Here is a 15262-nt window from a genome sequence, read left to right as displayed (position 1 = left end):
GCCCACCTTCCTTCAAGAGTCTTCGCGCGAAAAGGGTGGGCACGCTGACGCTCTGCCCATCCTACGATCTTGTCCGGACGGCCGCTTCAATGCGGGTTCTCGAGGCTGAACGTCTCCGACTGCTCGTCATAGGCGAACAGTTCGGCATAGCGCGCCCATGAGACGATGGTCTTCAACGTCTCATCGGCCTGATCTTCCGCCATGTAGTCTTCAAGCTCGTTGCGGAAGCGCGCGGCGGGCGCCGCGTGCGACGGGCGTTCATCGAGCACCCGGCGGATCAGGCCCATCACCGGCACATAGTCGACCAGATGCTGAGCGAACATCTTCTTGCGCGCGTCGGTCTCCAGATTCGCGAAACGTTTTCCCGCGTCGGTCAGCATCAGGTCGCCTTCGCTCAGCTGCGCAAAACGCAGCAATTGCAGGGATTCGCCAAGGTGGAAGATCTCGTCGGCTTCCAGTTGCAGGCTGCTGGCCAGAACGGGCATGTCCGCGTGACCGTTATAGGGCGGCCCCGCCAGCGTCTCGATCAGGCCGGACAGGACGTTGGAGGAGACGTGTTTGAGGACCATGCCGACGCCGGTGCCGTGAATGCCCTCGATGGACGGCGCTCTCGGCTCGGCGCGCTGTGTCATGCGGGCATAGATGCTGTCGACCAGCTGGCGGAAAGTCGGATCGAGGCGGTTGCGCGGATGCGGCAGGTCGACCTTGATCTCGGCGGCGACCCGGCCCGGATTGGACGAGAACACGAGAATGCGGTCGCACATCAGAACCGCCTCCTCGATATTGTGCGTCACCATCAACACGGATTTGATCGGCAGCCGGCCTTCGATCCAGAGATCGACGAGGTCGGTGCGCAGCGTCTCCGCGGTCAGCACATCGAGCGCCGAGAACGGCTCGTCCATCAAAAGCAGATCGGGGTGCACCACCAGCGCCCGCGCAAAGCCGACGCGCTGGCGCATCCCGCCCGAGAGCTCCTTGGGATAGGCGGACTCGAAGCCGTCGAGGCCGATCAGGTCGATCGCCGCGATCGCGCGCTTGCGGCGCTCCGTACTGTCGATGCCGAGCGCCTCAAGTCCCAGCTCGACGTTCTGCAGCACCGTCAGCCACGGAAACAGCGCAAAGGACTGGAACACCATGGCGACGCCGTTCGGCGGCCCCTGAATGGCTTCGCCGCGGCATTCGGCGTCGCCCGACGTCGGCGCAATCAGGCCGGCGATGATGCGCAGCAGCGTCGACTTACCCGATCCGGAGCGGCCGAGCATGCCAACGATCTCGCCGGCGTGAATGGTCAGGTCCACCTTTTCCAGCACGATAAGATCTTCGCCGCTGCCTTTCGGAAACGATCGGCAGACGCCGCGGAGATCGACCAGTTTTATCTGATTGGCGGCATCGAGCATGAGGGGCTCCCTTGAATCAGCCGAGACGGACGCGGCGCTCGCCGAAGGCGTAGAGTGGCCGCCACAGCAGCCGGTTGAACAACGTCACCATGATGGCCATCACGGTGATACCGAGCACGACGCGCGGAAAGTCGCCGGCTTCGGTCGCGGTCGCGATATAGGCGCCCAGCCCCTTTGCGGTCAGATGGGTGTCGCCCCAGCTCGCCACTTCCGCGACAATCGAAGCGTTCCACGATCCTCCCGAGGCGGTGATGGCCCCGGTGATGTAATAGGGGAAGATGCCCGGCAGGATGACTTTGATCCACCAGCGCCATCCCTTGAGGTGGAAGCTGCCCGCGGCTTCGCGCATGTCGGTCGGGAAGGCGCTGGCGCCGGCGATCACGTTGAACAGGATGTACCACTGGGTGCCCAGGATCATCAGCGGGCTGAGCCAGACATTTGCGTCCAGCCCGTAATGCACGATGAACACGACGACCACCGGGAATGCGAGGTTGGCCGGGAAGGCGGCGAGAAACTGCGCGAGCGGCTGCACCCGCTCGGCCAGTCTCGGCCGCAGTCCGATCCAGACCCCGACTGGTACCCAGATCAGGCTCGCCAGCGCAATCAGCACCACGACGCGCAACAGCGTGACGAAGCCGTCGCTGACGCAAATATAGAGGTCTGAGGGCGCGAGATGCGCAGACAGATATTGATAGATCGTCCAGCCCGCGTAACCCGTGGCGCCGCCGATCACGAGAAACCAGAGTCCATCGACCGTGCGCGAGGGCGGCCCTGATGGCTTTGTGTAAAACCGCATGCTCGCCGGCAAGGCGATATGCATGTTCGAAAACGCCCGGTTCAGCGCCACGAACGGATAGGTCAGCGCCCGCAGCACCCGCGTCCTGCGAAACAGGTCGAGCATCCAGGAGGTCGGCGCGCTGCCGGATGCCGTCTGCTCGAAGCGGAATTTGTCGGCCCAGGCCACGATCGGCCGGAACAGGCACTGGTCGTAGATGATGATGACGATCAGCATCGTCAGCAGCGCATAGCCGATCGCGGCAAGATTGCGCTTTTCGATCGCAAGCGCGACATAGGAGCCGACGCCGGGCAATGTCACGGTGGTGTTGCCGACCGTGATCGCCTCCGACGCCACCACGAAAAACCAGCCGCCCGACATCGACATCATGGCGTTCCAGATCAGGCCGGGCATCGCGAACGGCACTTCCAGCCGCCAGAAGCGCTGCCAGCCCGAGAGGTGGAAGCTCTGCGTCGCTTCCTCGAGATCCTTCGGCACGTTGCGGATTGACTGGTACATGCTGAAGGTCATGTTCCAGGCCTGGCTGGTGAAGATTGCGAACACGCAGGCGAGCTCGGCGCCCAGCACCCGTCCGGGAAACAGATTGAGGAAGAACACGACCGTGAAGGTCAGGAAGCCCAGGATCGGCACCGATTGCAGGATGTCGAGCAGCGGGATCAGCACCATCTCGGCGCGCCGGCTCTTTGCCGCGATCGCAGAATAGACAAAGGTGAAGATGGTTGAGCAGACGATCGCGAGCATCATCCGCATCGTCGTGCGCAGGGCGTAGAGAGGAAGGTTGCCCGGATCGAGCGAGACCGGAGCGACGTCGAGCGTGGACAGCGGCAGCGTTGTCTGCTCGCCTTCATAGACGAGCAGCACCATGGTGCCGATCACGAGAATCAGCGCCACCAGATCCCAGATGGTGGGCCGCGGCGCCCGCGTCACCACCGCGATGCGAAGGTCCTGCAAGTTCATCAGGCGGGCTCCGTGTCAGCTGGTTCTAATATTGCGTATGTAGGCGCACACCGAATACCGAAGCCGGGCCGCGGTCGCGATTGTACGCGGGGTTCACGACGAGCTGATAATCCAGCGTGATCTTCGAGGCAAACCAGGGAAAGCTGTAATAGGTTTCGAAGATTCCTTCATTGCCCGGATGCGGCAATTGCCCGTCGCCGACCAGGATTCCAAGCCCCCCGGCATTGAGGAAGGCTTGGTGCACGTTCGAGATGCCGTTGACAACGCCGGCAATGCCGAACGTGTCGTCGTCGCGGCCCCATTGCTTTCCGGAGATCGAGAAGCCGGCCGCGACGGTGCGGTCGATGTCGGTGAAGTCGAACGGCTCCTTGTGGCCGTCAGCCCATCCGACGCGGGCAAAGAAGCCGACATTCTCCATGAGCTGCTGCTCCAGGTTCATGCTGATGCCACCGCGGCCCGTGTAGCTGCGCACCGCGGTGATATTGGCCGGCGCGCCGGTCATGGCGGCAAGCAGGATCGCATCCTCGAAGCTGCCCATGCGGCCGCGGGACAGAAAGCCGGTGACCGCCACCTTGCCCGGTTGGCCAAAGATGGAGTAGCGGCGCTCGACTTCCCCGGCCCACTGAAATTGGGAGAAGCGCGAATCGAGCGCGGTCGAACTCGGCACAACGGAAAGATCGAACAGGCCGCCCCGGAAAGTCCAGTCGCCAGTGTACCATTCGATCGCGCCGCCCACCGTATAGCCCCAGGCGTCGGCCGCGTAGTCGAATGTCCCGGTGTCAACCAGCGACCAGTTCATGAAATCGCCACGCGGATCGTGCGCGTAACGGTTGGTGTCGAAAATATCGGGCAGGCCGATTTTCCCGACCGTGATGACCAGCCGGTCCGACGTTTGCGTTCCCGAAAACTGATTGAAGCCGGAGGCAACCTTCTCGGCATCGCCGCCGAGATTGATGGTTTGCCGTAAGAAGGCGCGCTGCAGCCTCGCATAGGGATAGCTTGCCCCAGCCTTGTAGGCCTCGCCGCTCGTGAAACCCGCCACTCCGAGTGAGTTGCTCAGACCAAACCCCTGGTCAATTTCCGGGTTGACCCAGACTTCGGCGCCCTGCCAGAGCTTCATGCCTGCGTACAGCGTCACGTCGGTGGTCTCGCGGCTTTGATTTGGGTGAAGGCTGTTGGTGCCGAGATAGGGTGACCGGAATGGAGGCGTGTACTGGTCGAGGAAGGTCGCTTGCGAGTGAAAGGCGAAGCGATCCGACTCAAGTGCGGTGGGGCCCTTGGCCAAAAGGTCCGCGGCGGGGTTCGCAGCGTCGAGCTTGTAGTTCAGCCCGAAGCGGATGCTTTGCATGGCGAGGCTGGATGAATATGCGTCCGCCGACGCGGGGAAAAACGAGCCCTTGCGGCCAAATCCGGTTTCCAGAAATTCGGCCTTGGCCGACCAGTTGCCGGCGATCGGAACTTCGACGCCGATGCCCGCGACCCAGCCGAGCCGCCACAGCAGCGCTGCCTCCGTCGTCCCCGCCGCCGCAAAGCCGCCCACGGGCGGAGCCACGTCCTGGCTCCTCGTCACCTGGTCATAGGTCCAGGCGAAGCCGCCCGTCCCGTACAGCAGCAGGCGGTCGAACGCATAGCCGACGCGGGCGCGGACGCTGCCATAATGGATCACAGCCTCGCCATAGGTAACCTGGCCGATCAGTGGCGACGCCACCGTCTGGCTGCCCCGTACCGAGAACGGCACCACCACGTCGGAATTGGGCAGGCTCGCGTCGGCCTCTATACCGAGCATCAGGCGGGAGGGGAGGATATAGTTGTAGCCGCCCTGAAGGCCGGCAACGTAGCTGCCGGTCCCGGCCATGAAGTCGAACTGGAAGGGAAGATCGAATGCGCCGTTGAGGACCGGCCCCGCTGGGCCAAGCGGCGTCGAGGTAAAATTCGACGAGCCCCGGATCACGCCGACATCGGCGCCGACATACCAGCCTGTCCAATCGTACCCGCTGGCGACGTAGGGCACCGGAGCCTTGACCGGAAGATCGGCGGCGAACGCCGGATGGCCAAGGGCGAATGTGACGCCGAGCCCGACGCCGACCAATGCGCGCGTGCGATCGCGGCCGAACATGTCGCGAATTTTCCCACGCGCGAACATTTCGACGGTCTCTTCCCCCGTGCCTTCCAGCAATGCCAGCGCATTACCGCCGCAGACCATGGCGACTCACCCACCCCCGTGAGCGAAGCGCCGTGAATCGATGTCGCTGCCCATTCCTATTGCGAATAATTCGCAACTACAAGGAGGGATCGCTGGACGAAGCTTAGATGCCAGCTGCAAGTGACCTCCGTGCAACACAGCGAGAGAACCGACCGACGACGCGTTCGGCTCTCTGGCAGGCTGCGATCGGTCGGTCGCCCGACCGCTCAAGCCGGGCTGATACGACAGTTGGAAGAAGGTTTTGTGAAAGCTCTTGGCGGCCGGCCGATTGATGCACAGCGAACGGTCCGGCTCATCGGAGCTTTCGATCTCCCAGCGGCAAGCGAGACGCTTGGTCCCCGCGATCGTGGACCAGCGGCAGACCAATCGCGGGCGCTGCGCACGCCCTGCGGTGGAAGCGCGCGCAGGCGGCCGATTGTCGTTGGCGGGCGCAAATGGCCCAAGGCCCGGCGCCGTGCGCCGCGACTGAAGCATCCGGCATTTTGCGAGTTTCTCGAACATCGCACACCTCCATTCCCGCGCGCGGCGGCAGGGGTGAGCGAAACGCGGCCGCTGAGCTAGCAGCCACCAACCCTCACGCGACGCCAGCCGTCGCGGTCGATCTCAATGTGGTGCGGCAACACCAGTCCGATCGCGTCGATCTCGCCGGCATTGCCAAAGGGGGTACTGCCCATGGCTCTTTTATTCAGGTTGAAACGCGGTCACCGCGAATGAACTTCGCAAGGACTGCAATCGCTCACATAGGCCTGCGGTGGGCCTGAGTCAAGCATGGACGGCTATCCTCCCGGGAGGATCATTGATATCCTCCGGGGAGGATAGGAGAGGATGATGCCGGACCACCCGCACGTCGCGATTGCGACGCGTTTGAAGCGCGCCAACGGCCACCTGGAAACGATCATCGAGATGATCGAGGCAGGGCGGCCCTGCACCGAGATCGCCCAGCAGCTTCGCGCCGTCGAGGGCGCGATCGAGAATGCCAAGAAGGCCCTGATCCACGATCACATCGGCCACAGCCTGAAGGCCTCCGGTGTGAAAGCGCAGGCCGCGCTCAGGGATTTTCGGGCGATCGCAAAGTATCTGTGACGCGCGGAGCGATCCGCACCCAGTCGTTGGCTTGAGGTGCGTGCCGAATGTTCCACCGCGGGTCATTTCCAGCGGTTTGCGAGACGGTCGCGATTGGGACAGCCGCGTTGCCTGTACTTCGACCGGGATTGAGACTAGACTCGTTCCAAGAATGCGTTGCGGAAAATTCCGCATTGCGGGAACTCAGATGTGCCGCATCAGCTTGTTGTCGTTGATCGTGGCGTTCACCGCCGTGACCTGGTCGGATAGCCAAGCCGCAGGATCATTTCAGAAGCCGACGCCGGTGGTGACCGCCGGTGTGGCCAACCCGGTGCCGAGGGTGCCCCACATCACGGCGGGCGAGGTTGTTGGCGGTTGCGGTCGTGGTCGCGTCCGCGATCCTCAGACCCATGCGTGCCGCGGTCCGGCCGATATCCGATAGCCGCATCCTTCGCTAAGTGTGCGCGCCGCGTCGTCCCAAAGGGATGACCCGCCCGGGGGGACGACCGGGCGGGTCTGGGCACGACACGGGGTGGATGACGTCCCGCGCCGAGGACGGATCCAAGCTTTCTTCGATAGCGATCAGTAGCAGGTGTTCACGCTGCCGACGTAGCGGCCGAATGCGTCGTACTGGCGAACCCAGCCGCATCGATAGCCGTAGGCAGGATAGGGCGTGCTGGCAGCGATCGCGCTGCCGACGATGGCGGCGCCGAGGAGGCCTGCGCCAATGCCCCAGCCAGGATGGAAGCCGTGGGCTTCCGCGGCCGTAGTGGTGGACGCAATACTGCCGGTAGCGGCAAGGGCGGCAACAGCAAGAGCGGCAATCTTGGTCTTGATCGACATGGACAAACTCCAACCAGGGTGAAGCGAACCGTTGTGGTCCGCACATGCCGATTGGACGGGAGCATGCCGGGTCAGGTTCGGAACCGGCGCCGTGAAATTTCGGTAATCCGGACTTCGTCAGTGATTCCAGGGTCTTGGCGCGGGCGCCGGATTACCGCTCGGGTCCGCGCAAGAGCGCGGTCACATCGAATTTATCGACATCGTCGAGCAATTCGATGAACCTCCGCGCGCCGTGATCTATGAGGCACTCCCCTTTCTCCGCGCTCGCGAGTGTCGCATTGCCGACCGCGCCGCCTTCGTTCAGATCCTGCGCCTGCCAGGCGAACGGAGCGGGACGCTGTGTCGAGAGCCAGCGAAATTGCTTCTCGATCGCAATGGCGTTCGAGCGAAAATCCGCGATCGCCTCGCGCCGCACGGCTTGCGGATATTTCGCCAGCATGATCGAGGTCTCGACCGCGCCGCCATGAATGCCGTGGCGCACCTCTTCTTCCGGAAACAGGCCTTCCGGCACGCCGAAGCGCGACCAGGAGGTGGTGACCGCAAGCAGCCCGTGATAGGCGCGCAAGTCCTGCGCCACCAGCATCATCGCAGCAGAATTGCCGCCATGGCTCGTGACCATGACGAGCTTTTTCACGCCAGCGCGTGCTACGCGCTCGCCGAGCGCCGTCCATTCCCGTAACGCTGCTTCCGTCGACAGCGTCAGCGTTCCCGGAAAGTCGATGTGCTCGGTCGAGATACCGACCGGCTGGATCGGGAGAAACGTGGCAGGGCAGGTTGCGGGCAGAAGCTCGCGCGCGCGCGAAAGATAAGCCTCACCGATCATCACGTCGGTCGCGAGCGGCAGATGCGGGCCATGTTGCTCGGTAGCCGCAAGTGGCAGCACCGCGATCCATCGCGCGGCCGCCGTCGCATCGACGCATCTCCAGTCGATGTCGGACCAGTCACGGGGAGGGAGGGATGAACTCATCGCGCCAGGTGTTTCTTTCGGGTCGTTTGCAGGGTAGTTAGAACATGATCCGGAAAAGTGTGCAGCGGTTTTCCGAAAAAGATCATGCTCAAACGATAGACTAAAGCGCGATGACGCTTCATCCTGTCATCGCGCCTTAGGGGGCCTCCCATCATGGGCCAGAACAAACAACGGAGTCCAATCATGAAGGCGACGCTTTGGCCGCGAGCGTTAACAGCGGGCATTTTCGCCATCCTTCTAGCCGCGCCGGCGATGGCACAGGACAAGGCTCAGCCCGACAAGCTCGACAAGGTGTCGTTCGGGACCAACTGGGTGGCCGAAGCCGAACATGGCGGCTTCTTCCAGGCCGTTGCCGACGGCACCTACAGGAAATACGGCCTCGATGTCACCATTGTGCCGGGCGGTCCGAACGAGAATAACCGCATGCTCCTGATCGCAGGCAAGATCGATTTCTTCATGGCCGCGAACACGCTGATGTCGTTCGACGCGGTCGCCAACAAGGTGCCGGTGGTATCGGTGGCCTCGATCTTCCAGAAGGACCCGCAGGTGTTCCTGTCGCATCCCGAGGCCAAGATCACCAGGCTCGAGGAGCTGAAGCCGCTCACGCTGTTCGTCTCCAAGGAAGGCATCACCAGCTATTTTCAATGGCTGAAATCCGAATACGGCTTCAGCGAGAAGAACGTCCGGCCCTATACGTTCAACGCGCAGCCGTTCATCGCCAGTCCGCAAAGCGCCATGCAGGGCTACGTCACCTCCGAGCCGTTCGCGGTTGAAAAGGCTGCGGGCTTCAAGCCGGGTGTGCTGCTGCTGGCCAATTACGGCTGGAATACCTACTCGACGCAGATCGAGACGCGCCAGGACGTGATTGAGAACAAGCCCGACCTGGTGCAGCGTTTCGTGGATGCCTCGATTATCGGCTGGTACCATTACATCTATGGCGACAATTCCGCCGGCAACGCGATGATCAAGAAGCTCAATCCGGAGATGACCGACGAGCTGCTCGCCTATTCCGTCGCCAAGATGAAGGAATACGGCATCGTCGATTCCGGCGACAGCATCAAGAACGGGATCGGCGCCATGACCGACGAGCGCGTCACCTCCTTCTTTGGGAAGATGGTCAAGGCCGGCGTGGTCAAGTCCGACCTCGACTATCGCAAGTCCTACACGCTGCGCTTTGTCAACAAGGCGGTCGGCGTCGAGCTGCGGCCGGGCAGTAGATGACGGAAGCGGGCCTGTTCGACGCCGACACCAGCATTGCGGGGCTCGCGGTCAGCCTGCGCGAGGTCACCAAGGTCTATGACAATGGCGTCATGGCGCTGGGGCCGATCGACCTTGCCGTGCGCAAGGGTGAATTCGTCGCGCTGGTCGGGCCCTCCGGCTGCGGCAAGTCGACGGCGCTGCGCATCATCGCGGGGCTCACGGCGCCAAGCTCGGGAGGCGTCCGGCTCGCGCTTCGCGACGGAGACACGCTGCCGGGGCAGGGTATCGGCTTCGTGTTCCAGGAACCGACGTTGATGCCCTGGACCAGCGTGCGTGAGAATGTCCGGCTGCCGCTTCGCCTGGCGCACGTGCCGGCTTCCGATTCGGATGCACGGGTCACAGCGGCTCTAGCGAGCGTCGGGCTCGCCGAATTTGCCGACAGCTATCCGCGCGAACTTTCGGGCGGCATGAAGATGCGGGTGTCGCTGGCGCGCGCGCTCGTCACCGATCCGGATATCCTGCTGATGGATGAGCCGTTCGCCGCACTCGACGAGATTACGCGCTTCCGCCTCAACAACGACCTGCTCGCGCTGTGGCTCAACCTGAAGAAGACCGTCGTCTTCGTCACCCATTCGGTGTTCGAGTCGGTCTATCTCTCCGAGCGCGTGATCGTGATGACGCAGCGGCCCGGCCGCATCCAGGCCGAGATCAGGATCGACACGACCGCGCCGCGCGACGAGGAGTTCAGGACGTCGGCCGCTTACGGCGAATATTGCCGCAAGGTTTCAGCGGCGCTGGCGCCGTCCTATGCGGGGCAGGCCGCGCTGTGAGCGTGACGCAGCATGGGCGAGCCCCCACCCGTCCGCCATCCGCTGAGGAGCACGCGCTCCGCATGTTGCGGATCCTGCTTCCCGTGACCGTGGCAGCCTGCGGCACGGGGTTGTGGGAATGGGTGGTGCGCCACTTCGCGATCCCGCCCTATGTGCTGCCCGCCCCGTCGGCGATCTTCGCAACGCTGATCAGCGACTGGGACGTGCTGTTTCAGTCGCTGCTGACGACGCTGCTCACCACGCTGGAAGGCTTCGTCGCTGCAGCCCTCGGCGGCATCGCGCTCGCGCTGATCTTCAATCTCTCGAAGCTCGTCGAAGTTTCGCTGTTTCCTTATGCGGTGATCCTGCAGGTCACGCCCGTGATCGCGATCGCGCCGCTGCTTCTGATTTATTTGCCGCAGCAGACCGCCGTCGTCGTCTGCGCCTGGATCGTGGGATTTTTCCCCGTGCTGTCGAATACGACGCTCGGGCTCAACTCGGTCGACCGCAATCTTGCCGGCCTGTTCCAGCTCTATCGCGCCTCGCGCTGGCAGACACTGCGCTATCTGAAGCTGCCCACCGCGCTGCCCTACATCCTCGGAGGTTTGAGGATCGCGGGCGGCCTGTCGCTGATCGGCGCGGTCGTGGCCGAGATCGCGGCCGGCACCGCCGGCGCCGGCTCCGGCCTCGCCTACAGGATTGCCGAATCCGGCTATCGTCTCAACATTCCCCGCATGTTCGCAGCGCTGTTTCTGCTCTCGCTCGCCGGGATTGTCATCTATGCCCTGCTGGCGCTAGTTTCTCATCTCGCATTGCGGCGCTGGCACGAAAGTGCGCTTGGAAAGGAAAGCTGATGGCCGGGACTATCTCCTCCGAAAAGATCGACGTGCTGATTTACGGACCGATGCGGCCGATCCTCGAGAATGGCTTCCCCGACCAGTTCGTGGTGCATTCGGCCGAGACTCGCGCCGATCTCGAGCGGCTGACGCCGGATACGGTCGCAAAATTGCGCGGCATGGCGGTCACCTATCACACGGTTGCGGCGAACAGGGATTCGCTTGCACGATTTCCGAAGCTCGAGATAATCGCAAGCTTCGGCGTCGGCTACGATCACGTCGATGCGGCCTATGCCCGCGAGCACAACGTCATGGTCACCAACACGCCCGACGTGCTGACGGAGGAGGTCGCCGATGTCGCGATGGGGCTCTTGATCTCGACCTTGCGCGAGTTCATCAAGGCCGACCGCTATGTGCGCTCCGGCCTCTGGCATACCCAGAATTATCCGCTCAGCGTCGGCTCGCTCCGCGACCGCAAGGCCGGTATTGTCGGCATGGGACGGATCGGGCAGGCGATCGCGCGCCGGCTCGAGGCCTCGCGCGTGCCCGTCTCCTATCATTCGCGCAAACCCGCTTCGGGGGTGTCCTACAAGCACTATGGCGATCTGATCGAGATGGCGAAGGCGGTCGACACGCTGATTGTGATCGTGCCGGGAGGGCCCTCGACCAACAAGATGATCAATGCCGAGGTCATGAAGGCGCTCGGGCCACGCGGCGTCATCATCAATGTCGCGCGCGGCAGCGTGCTCGACGAGCAGGCGTTGGTGGCCGCGCTGAAATCCGGCACCATCCTGGGCGCCGGCCTCGACGTGTTCGAGAGGGAGCCGAATGTGCCTGAGGAGCTCAAGGCCATGCAAAATGTCGTCTTGCTGCCACATATCGGCTCGGCATCCGTGGTAACCCGCAACGCCATGGATCAGTTGGTGGTGGACAATCTGAAGGCCTGGTTCGCCGGAAAGCCACCGCTGACGCCGGTCGCGGAGACGCCCATAAAGGCCAGTTGACAAAGGCCAGCGATGAAATCTCGCCTTTCGCTTGTGGTTGCGGCCTTGTCCGCGCTCATCGTCATGCCGACGCCGGCGCGGCCGCAGGACGCCGTGGAGCTGAAGAAGGACATGATCGGGCAGTGGGAACTTTCGACTGCCGATCGAAGCAAGACCTGCGTGGTGACGCTGAAGCCGGACTCGACGCCGCAGGGCCTGAGGCTCGAGCTCGAGCCCGCCTGCGCGACGTCTTTGCCGTTCACCACGGATATCACCGGCTGGACCGTCAAGGGCCTCGACATCGTGCGCCTGCAGGACAAGGCGGGCGAAGCCGTGCTCGACTTCACTGAAGTCGAGTCCGGCATTCTCGAGGGTGTTCGACCCGGCGAGGGCGTCTACATCCTGCAGGATCTCGCCGCTGCTCGCTCGATTGCGAAAACGATGGACCAGATGATCGGCGATTGGACCATGGTCCGCGGCAACGGCAACACCATCTGCGGCCTGACGCTCACCAACAACGATGCCGGCCACGACAATTTCCAGGTGTTCCTGAAGCCCAAATGCGATCCGACCGTCGCGGCGTTCAACCCCACGCAATGGCGGCTGGAGCACGGCCAGATCATGCTGATGTCCGACGGCGGCGAGACCTGGCGCTTCGAGGCCGACGATAACGCGCAGTGGCGGCTGGTTCCCGACAGTGCCGATCCCCTGATCATGGTACGACAGTAAAGCGATATTTGCGCGGCAGAGTTGTCCCGGAACCGAACGGGTTCCGTGACGTTGGTTATCCTCGACGTCACGGAACCTGCCCATGCCGAAGAAAGTCCTCGCGATCGGCATCGATCCTGCGTTCATCGACTTCACCACGATGCCGCGATTTTCGCTGGAGATGTTTCGCAGCTACATCGATCGGGAGATCGAACGCGTTCAGGCGCTCGGCTATGATGTCAGGACGTGCCTGATCGATCTCGGCGATACCGCCGAAGCGGTGACGACCAAGGCGCTTCAAGCGGAAGAATTCGACTGTGTCCTGATTGGCGCCGGGTTGCGGCAACCCCGCGAGCGTCTGCTGCTGTTCGAGAGAATCCTCAACCTCATTCACCGGTATGCGCCCGACGCCAGCATCTGCTTCAACACCACGCCTGCCGATTCCGCGGAAGCCGTGCTGCGCTGGATTTCGCCTGAAGCCGGCCGGCGCCCCTAAATTTTCTTGTGTCCCCTGTCGATTTGGCGATCCCTGGTTCGTCGTCCCAATGGACGAGACAGATTTGCGGCCGGCGTGGCCGCTTCTCGCCGCAACAGGAGGCTTTTGCCGATGCGCTTCATGTATATTGTGACGTCCCGCAAGGGGCATGTGATGCCAAACCCGGCATTGATGGACGCGATCAACAAGGTCCGGGACCGGGAGATCAAGGCCGGCCGCATGATCGACGATGGCGGGCTGATGCCGGTCTCGACCGGCGCGCGGGTCAAGATAGCCGACAAGGCGCTCAGCGTCATCGATGGACCGTTCGTCGAAGCCAAGGAAATGATCGGCGGCTACGCGATCTTCGATCTGCGCGACAAGGAGGAGGCGGTCGCGATGGCCAAAGAGTTCATGCAATTGCACCTCGATCACATGCCGGACTGGGAAGGCACCTGCGAGGTGCGCGCCTTCATGTCGCCCGAACTGTGCCTGGAGCAGGGGCCGGAACAGGCGAAGCAAAAGGATCTTGCTGAATCGAAAATCTAGAAAACGATCGCGATGCCGCGCCAACACCATTGCGAAGCTTGCGCGTCCGCGGAGTCGGCGGCGACCAACGCCGCCGACCTCCATCGCACCATCCTCGCGGTCTGGCGCGTCGAGCAGCCGAGGCTGATCACCAGTCTTTCGCGCATGCTGCGCGACGTGCCGCTCGCGGAGGATCTGACCCAGGACGCGCTGGTGGCGGCGCTGGAGCATTGGCCGAGAGACGGTGTGCCGGACAATCCGGGCGCATGGCTCATGGCTGCCGCCAAACGGCGGGCGCTGGATCATCTGCGCCGCGGTCAGATGCTCGCGCGCAAGCAAGCCGTCATTCTCAACGATTTGGAGCGGGAGCAGCAACTCATGCCCGACCCCGACGCCGCGCTGGACGATGTGTTTGGCGACGAGATGCTTCGGCTCGTCTTCACCGCCTGTCATCCGCGCCTGTCGCGCGAGTCCCGCGCGGCACTGGCGCTGCGCATGATCTGCGGGCTGACGACGGAGGAGATCGCCCGCGCCTTCCTGATTTCCGAGGCAACCGTGGCCCAGCGCATCGTCCGCGCCAAGCGCACGCTGTCGGAATCCGGCCTTTCGTATGAAACTCCGCGCGGCGAGGAGCTTTCGGAGCGGCTCGCCTCGGTGCTGGAGGTGGTCTATCTCGTCTTCAACGAAGGCTACACCGCAGCCCGCGGCGACGAATGGCTGCGGCCGCAGCTCTGCAACGAAGCACTGCGCCTCGGGCGCATTCTCATCGCGATCGCGCCGCAGGAGCCGGAAACATACGGGCTGCTCGCGCTGATGGAACTCAATGCCTCGCGCCACGCGGCGCGCACCGATGCGCGCGGCGATCCGGTGCTCTTGATGGATCAGGATCGGGCGCGATGGAATCAACTCCAGATCAGCCGCGGCATGCGGTTCCTGAAGAAGGCGTGCGCTCTCGGCGGCGCCGACGGCTTCTATACCCTGCAGGCTGCGATCGTCGCCTGCCATGCCAGGGCGAGCCGGCCGGAGGAAACCGATTGGCGATCGATCGCCTCCCTCTATGCTGAGTTGGCGGCGCTGATCCATTCGCCGGTGATCGAGCTCAATCGCGCGGTCGCTGTCGGCATGGCGGAAGGGCCCGCGGCGGCGTTGCCGATCGTCAAGGCACTTCGCAACGAACCGGCGCTCAAAAACTATCATTTGCTTCCGACGGTGCTCGGCGATCTCCTGGAAAAGCTTGGCCGCCACGACGAAGCGCGCGTGGCGTTCGAGGAGGCGGCTCAACTCACCGCCAACATCCGCGAGCAGGAGATGCTGAAGCGCCGCGCCGAGGCGGCTGCTGCCGTGAGCGGAACGCGCCGCTAGAGCAGAATCTGATCAAGTTGAACCGTACCCCGCGGCATTGAAGTAGTTGGTGCATTCGTTTGGCGAGTACGCACGTGAAGCGTCGGCAATGGCGGTTTCGAGGGTCTCGACGGTTCTGGCGGCGGCTTTGCGCAGG

At 63.3% G+C, this 15262-nt stretch carries 14 protein-coding genes; 9 read left to right on the top strand and 5 right to left on the bottom strand.

Annotated features, from left to right (window positions below):
- Positions 1-86 precede the first annotated feature (86 nt).
- The 3 genes from VKR55_RS24375 to VKR55_RS24365 are packed head-to-tail and all read right to left on the bottom strand — an operon-like array spanning position 87 to position 5353.
- Complete coding sequence (locus VKR55_RS24375) at positions 87-1397, bottom strand: ABC transporter ATP-binding protein (protein WP_324407362.1); 1311 nt, start codon at positions 1395-1397, stop codon at positions 87-89.
- Between the two features lie 16 nt (positions 1398-1413).
- A complete protein-coding gene (locus VKR55_RS24370; protein WP_324407361.1) occupies positions 1414-3150 on the bottom strand; it encodes an ABC transporter permease in 1737 nt (578 codons plus the stop codon).
- 25 nt (positions 3151-3175) lie between these two features.
- Positions 3176-5353, bottom strand: a complete 2178-nt coding sequence (locus tag VKR55_RS24365; RefSeq protein ID WP_324407360.1) for a carbohydrate porin — start codon at positions 5351-5353, stop codon at positions 3176-3178.
- An 825-nt stretch (positions 5354-6178) separates the two neighbouring features.
- Here VKR55_RS24365 and VKR55_RS24360 point away from each other — a divergent pair.
- A complete protein-coding gene (locus VKR55_RS24360; protein WP_324407359.1) occupies positions 6179-6436 on the top strand; it encodes a metal-sensing transcriptional repressor in 258 nt (85 codons plus the stop codon).
- Positions 6437-6997: 561 nt separating this feature from the next.
- Here the strand turns inward: VKR55_RS24360 and VKR55_RS24355 are convergent.
- Complete coding sequence (locus VKR55_RS24355; protein WP_324407358.1) at positions 6998-7258, bottom strand: hypothetical protein; 261 nt, start codon at positions 7256-7258, stop codon at positions 6998-7000.
- A gap of 151 nt (positions 7259-7409) precedes the next feature.
- Complete coding sequence (locus VKR55_RS24350) at positions 7410-8225, bottom strand: creatininase family protein (protein ID WP_324407356.1); 816 nt, start codon at positions 8223-8225, stop codon at positions 7410-7412.
- Positions 8226-8408: 183 nt separating this feature from the next.
- Between VKR55_RS24350 and VKR55_RS24345 the strand changes: the two genes are divergently transcribed.
- The 8 genes from VKR55_RS24345 (at position 8409) to VKR55_RS24310 (ending at position 15126) form a co-directional block, all read left to right on the top strand.
- Positions 8409-9446 carry an ABC transporter substrate-binding protein gene (locus VKR55_RS24345; RefSeq protein WP_414642438.1) on the top strand — a complete coding sequence of 346 codons (1038 nt, stop codon included), beginning with the start codon at positions 8409-8411 and terminating at the stop codon, positions 9444-9446.
- Complete coding sequence (locus tag VKR55_RS24340) at positions 9443-10255, top strand: ABC transporter ATP-binding protein (protein ID WP_324407354.1); 813 nt, start codon at positions 9443-9445, stop codon at positions 10253-10255. The genes VKR55_RS24345 and VKR55_RS24340 overlap by 4 nt, the downstream gene beginning before the upstream one ends.
- A 62-nt stretch (positions 10256-10317) precedes the next feature.
- Complete coding sequence (locus tag VKR55_RS24335; protein ID WP_324407352.1) at positions 10318-11088, top strand: ABC transporter permease; 771 nt, start codon at positions 10318-10320, stop codon at positions 11086-11088.
- Positions 11088-12074: a 2-hydroxyacid dehydrogenase gene (locus tag VKR55_RS24330; protein WP_324407351.1), complete on the top strand. Its 987-nt coding sequence runs from the start codon at positions 11088-11090 to the stop codon at positions 12072-12074. Before VKR55_RS24335 ends, VKR55_RS24330 begins: the two co-directional genes overlap by 1 nt.
- Before the next feature lie 63 nt (positions 12075-12137).
- The gene (locus tag VKR55_RS24325; protein ID WP_324407363.1) at positions 12138-12782 is read left to right on the top strand and encodes an AprI/Inh family metalloprotease inhibitor; all 645 of its coding nucleotides are present in this window, start codon (positions 12138-12140) and stop codon (positions 12780-12782) included.
- Positions 12783-12864: 82 nt separating this feature from the next.
- Entirely contained in the window at positions 12865-13257 is a 393-nt protein-coding gene (locus tag VKR55_RS24320) for a hypothetical protein (protein WP_324407349.1), read from the top strand.
- A gap of 120 nt (positions 13258-13377) precedes the next feature.
- The gene (locus tag VKR55_RS24315; protein WP_324407348.1) at positions 13378-13785 is read left to right on the top strand and encodes a YciI family protein; all 408 of its coding nucleotides are present in this window, start codon (positions 13378-13380) and stop codon (positions 13783-13785) included.
- Positions 13786-13797: 12 nt separating this feature from the next.
- Positions 13798-15126 carry an RNA polymerase sigma factor gene (locus tag VKR55_RS24310; protein WP_324407346.1) on the top strand — a complete coding sequence of 443 codons (1329 nt, stop codon included), beginning with the start codon at positions 13798-13800 and terminating at the stop codon, positions 15124-15126.
- The last annotated feature ends 136 nt before the right edge of the window (positions 15127-15262 follow it).

Origin of the sequence: Bradyrhizobium sp., assembly GCF_035309285.1 — a bacterium.
In the GTDB taxonomy this organism is placed as follows: Bacteria; Pseudomonadota; Alphaproteobacteria; order Rhizobiales; family Xanthobacteraceae; genus Bradyrhizobium.
The sequence above is the reverse complement of the archived record's forward strand: the minus strand, read 5'-3'. Positions and strand labels throughout refer to the sequence as shown.

What these genes read in the sequence shown, in the direction of transcription:
- VKR55_RS24355 (WP_324407358.1), bottom strand. Translation starts at nt 7,258, where the DNA reads ATGTCGATCAAGACCAAGATTGCCGCTCTTGCTGTTGCCGCCCTTGCC.
- VKR55_RS24340 (WP_324407354.1), top strand. Translation starts at nt 9,443, where the DNA reads ATGACGGAAGCGGGCCTGTTCGACGCCGACACCAGCATTGCGGGGCTC.
- VKR55_RS24315 (WP_324407348.1), top strand. Translation starts at nt 13,378, where the DNA reads ATGTATATTGTGACGTCCCGCAAGGGGCATGTGATGCCAAACCCGGCA.
- VKR55_RS24350 (WP_324407356.1), bottom strand. Translation starts at nt 8,225, where the DNA reads ATGAGTTCATCCCTCCCTCCCCGTGACTGGTCCGACATCGACTGGAGA.
- VKR55_RS24320 (WP_324407349.1), top strand. Translation starts at nt 12,865, where the DNA reads ATGCCGAAGAAAGTCCTCGCGATCGGCATCGATCCTGCGTTCATCGAC.
- VKR55_RS24325 (WP_324407363.1), top strand. Translation starts at nt 12,138, where the DNA reads ATGCCGACGCCGGCGCGGCCGCAGGACGCCGTGGAGCTGAAGAAGGAC.
- VKR55_RS24370 (WP_324407361.1), bottom strand. Translation starts at nt 3,150, where the DNA reads ATGAACTTGCAGGACCTTCGCATCGCGGTGGTGACGCGGGCGCCGCGG.
- VKR55_RS24345 (WP_414642438.1), top strand. Translation starts at nt 8,409, where the DNA reads ATGAAGGCGACGCTTTGGCCGCGAGCGTTAACAGCGGGCATTTTCGCC.
- VKR55_RS24375 (WP_324407362.1), bottom strand. Translation starts at nt 1,397, where the DNA reads ATGCTCGATGCCGCCAATCAGATAAAACTGGTCGATCTCCGCGGCGTC.
- VKR55_RS24330 (WP_324407351.1), top strand. Translation starts at nt 11,088, where the DNA reads ATGGCCGGGACTATCTCCTCCGAAAAGATCGACGTGCTGATTTACGGA.
- VKR55_RS24360 (WP_324407359.1), top strand. Translation starts at nt 6,179, where the DNA reads ATGATGCCGGACCACCCGCACGTCGCGATTGCGACGCGTTTGAAGCGC.
- VKR55_RS24335 (WP_324407352.1), top strand. Translation starts at nt 10,318, where the DNA reads ATGTTGCGGATCCTGCTTCCCGTGACCGTGGCAGCCTGCGGCACGGGG.
- VKR55_RS24310 (WP_324407346.1), top strand. Translation starts at nt 13,798, where the DNA reads ATGCCGCGCCAACACCATTGCGAAGCTTGCGCGTCCGCGGAGTCGGCG.
- VKR55_RS24365 (WP_324407360.1), bottom strand. Translation starts at nt 5,353, where the DNA reads ATGGTCTGCGGCGGTAATGCGCTGGCATTGCTGGAAGGCACGGGGGAA.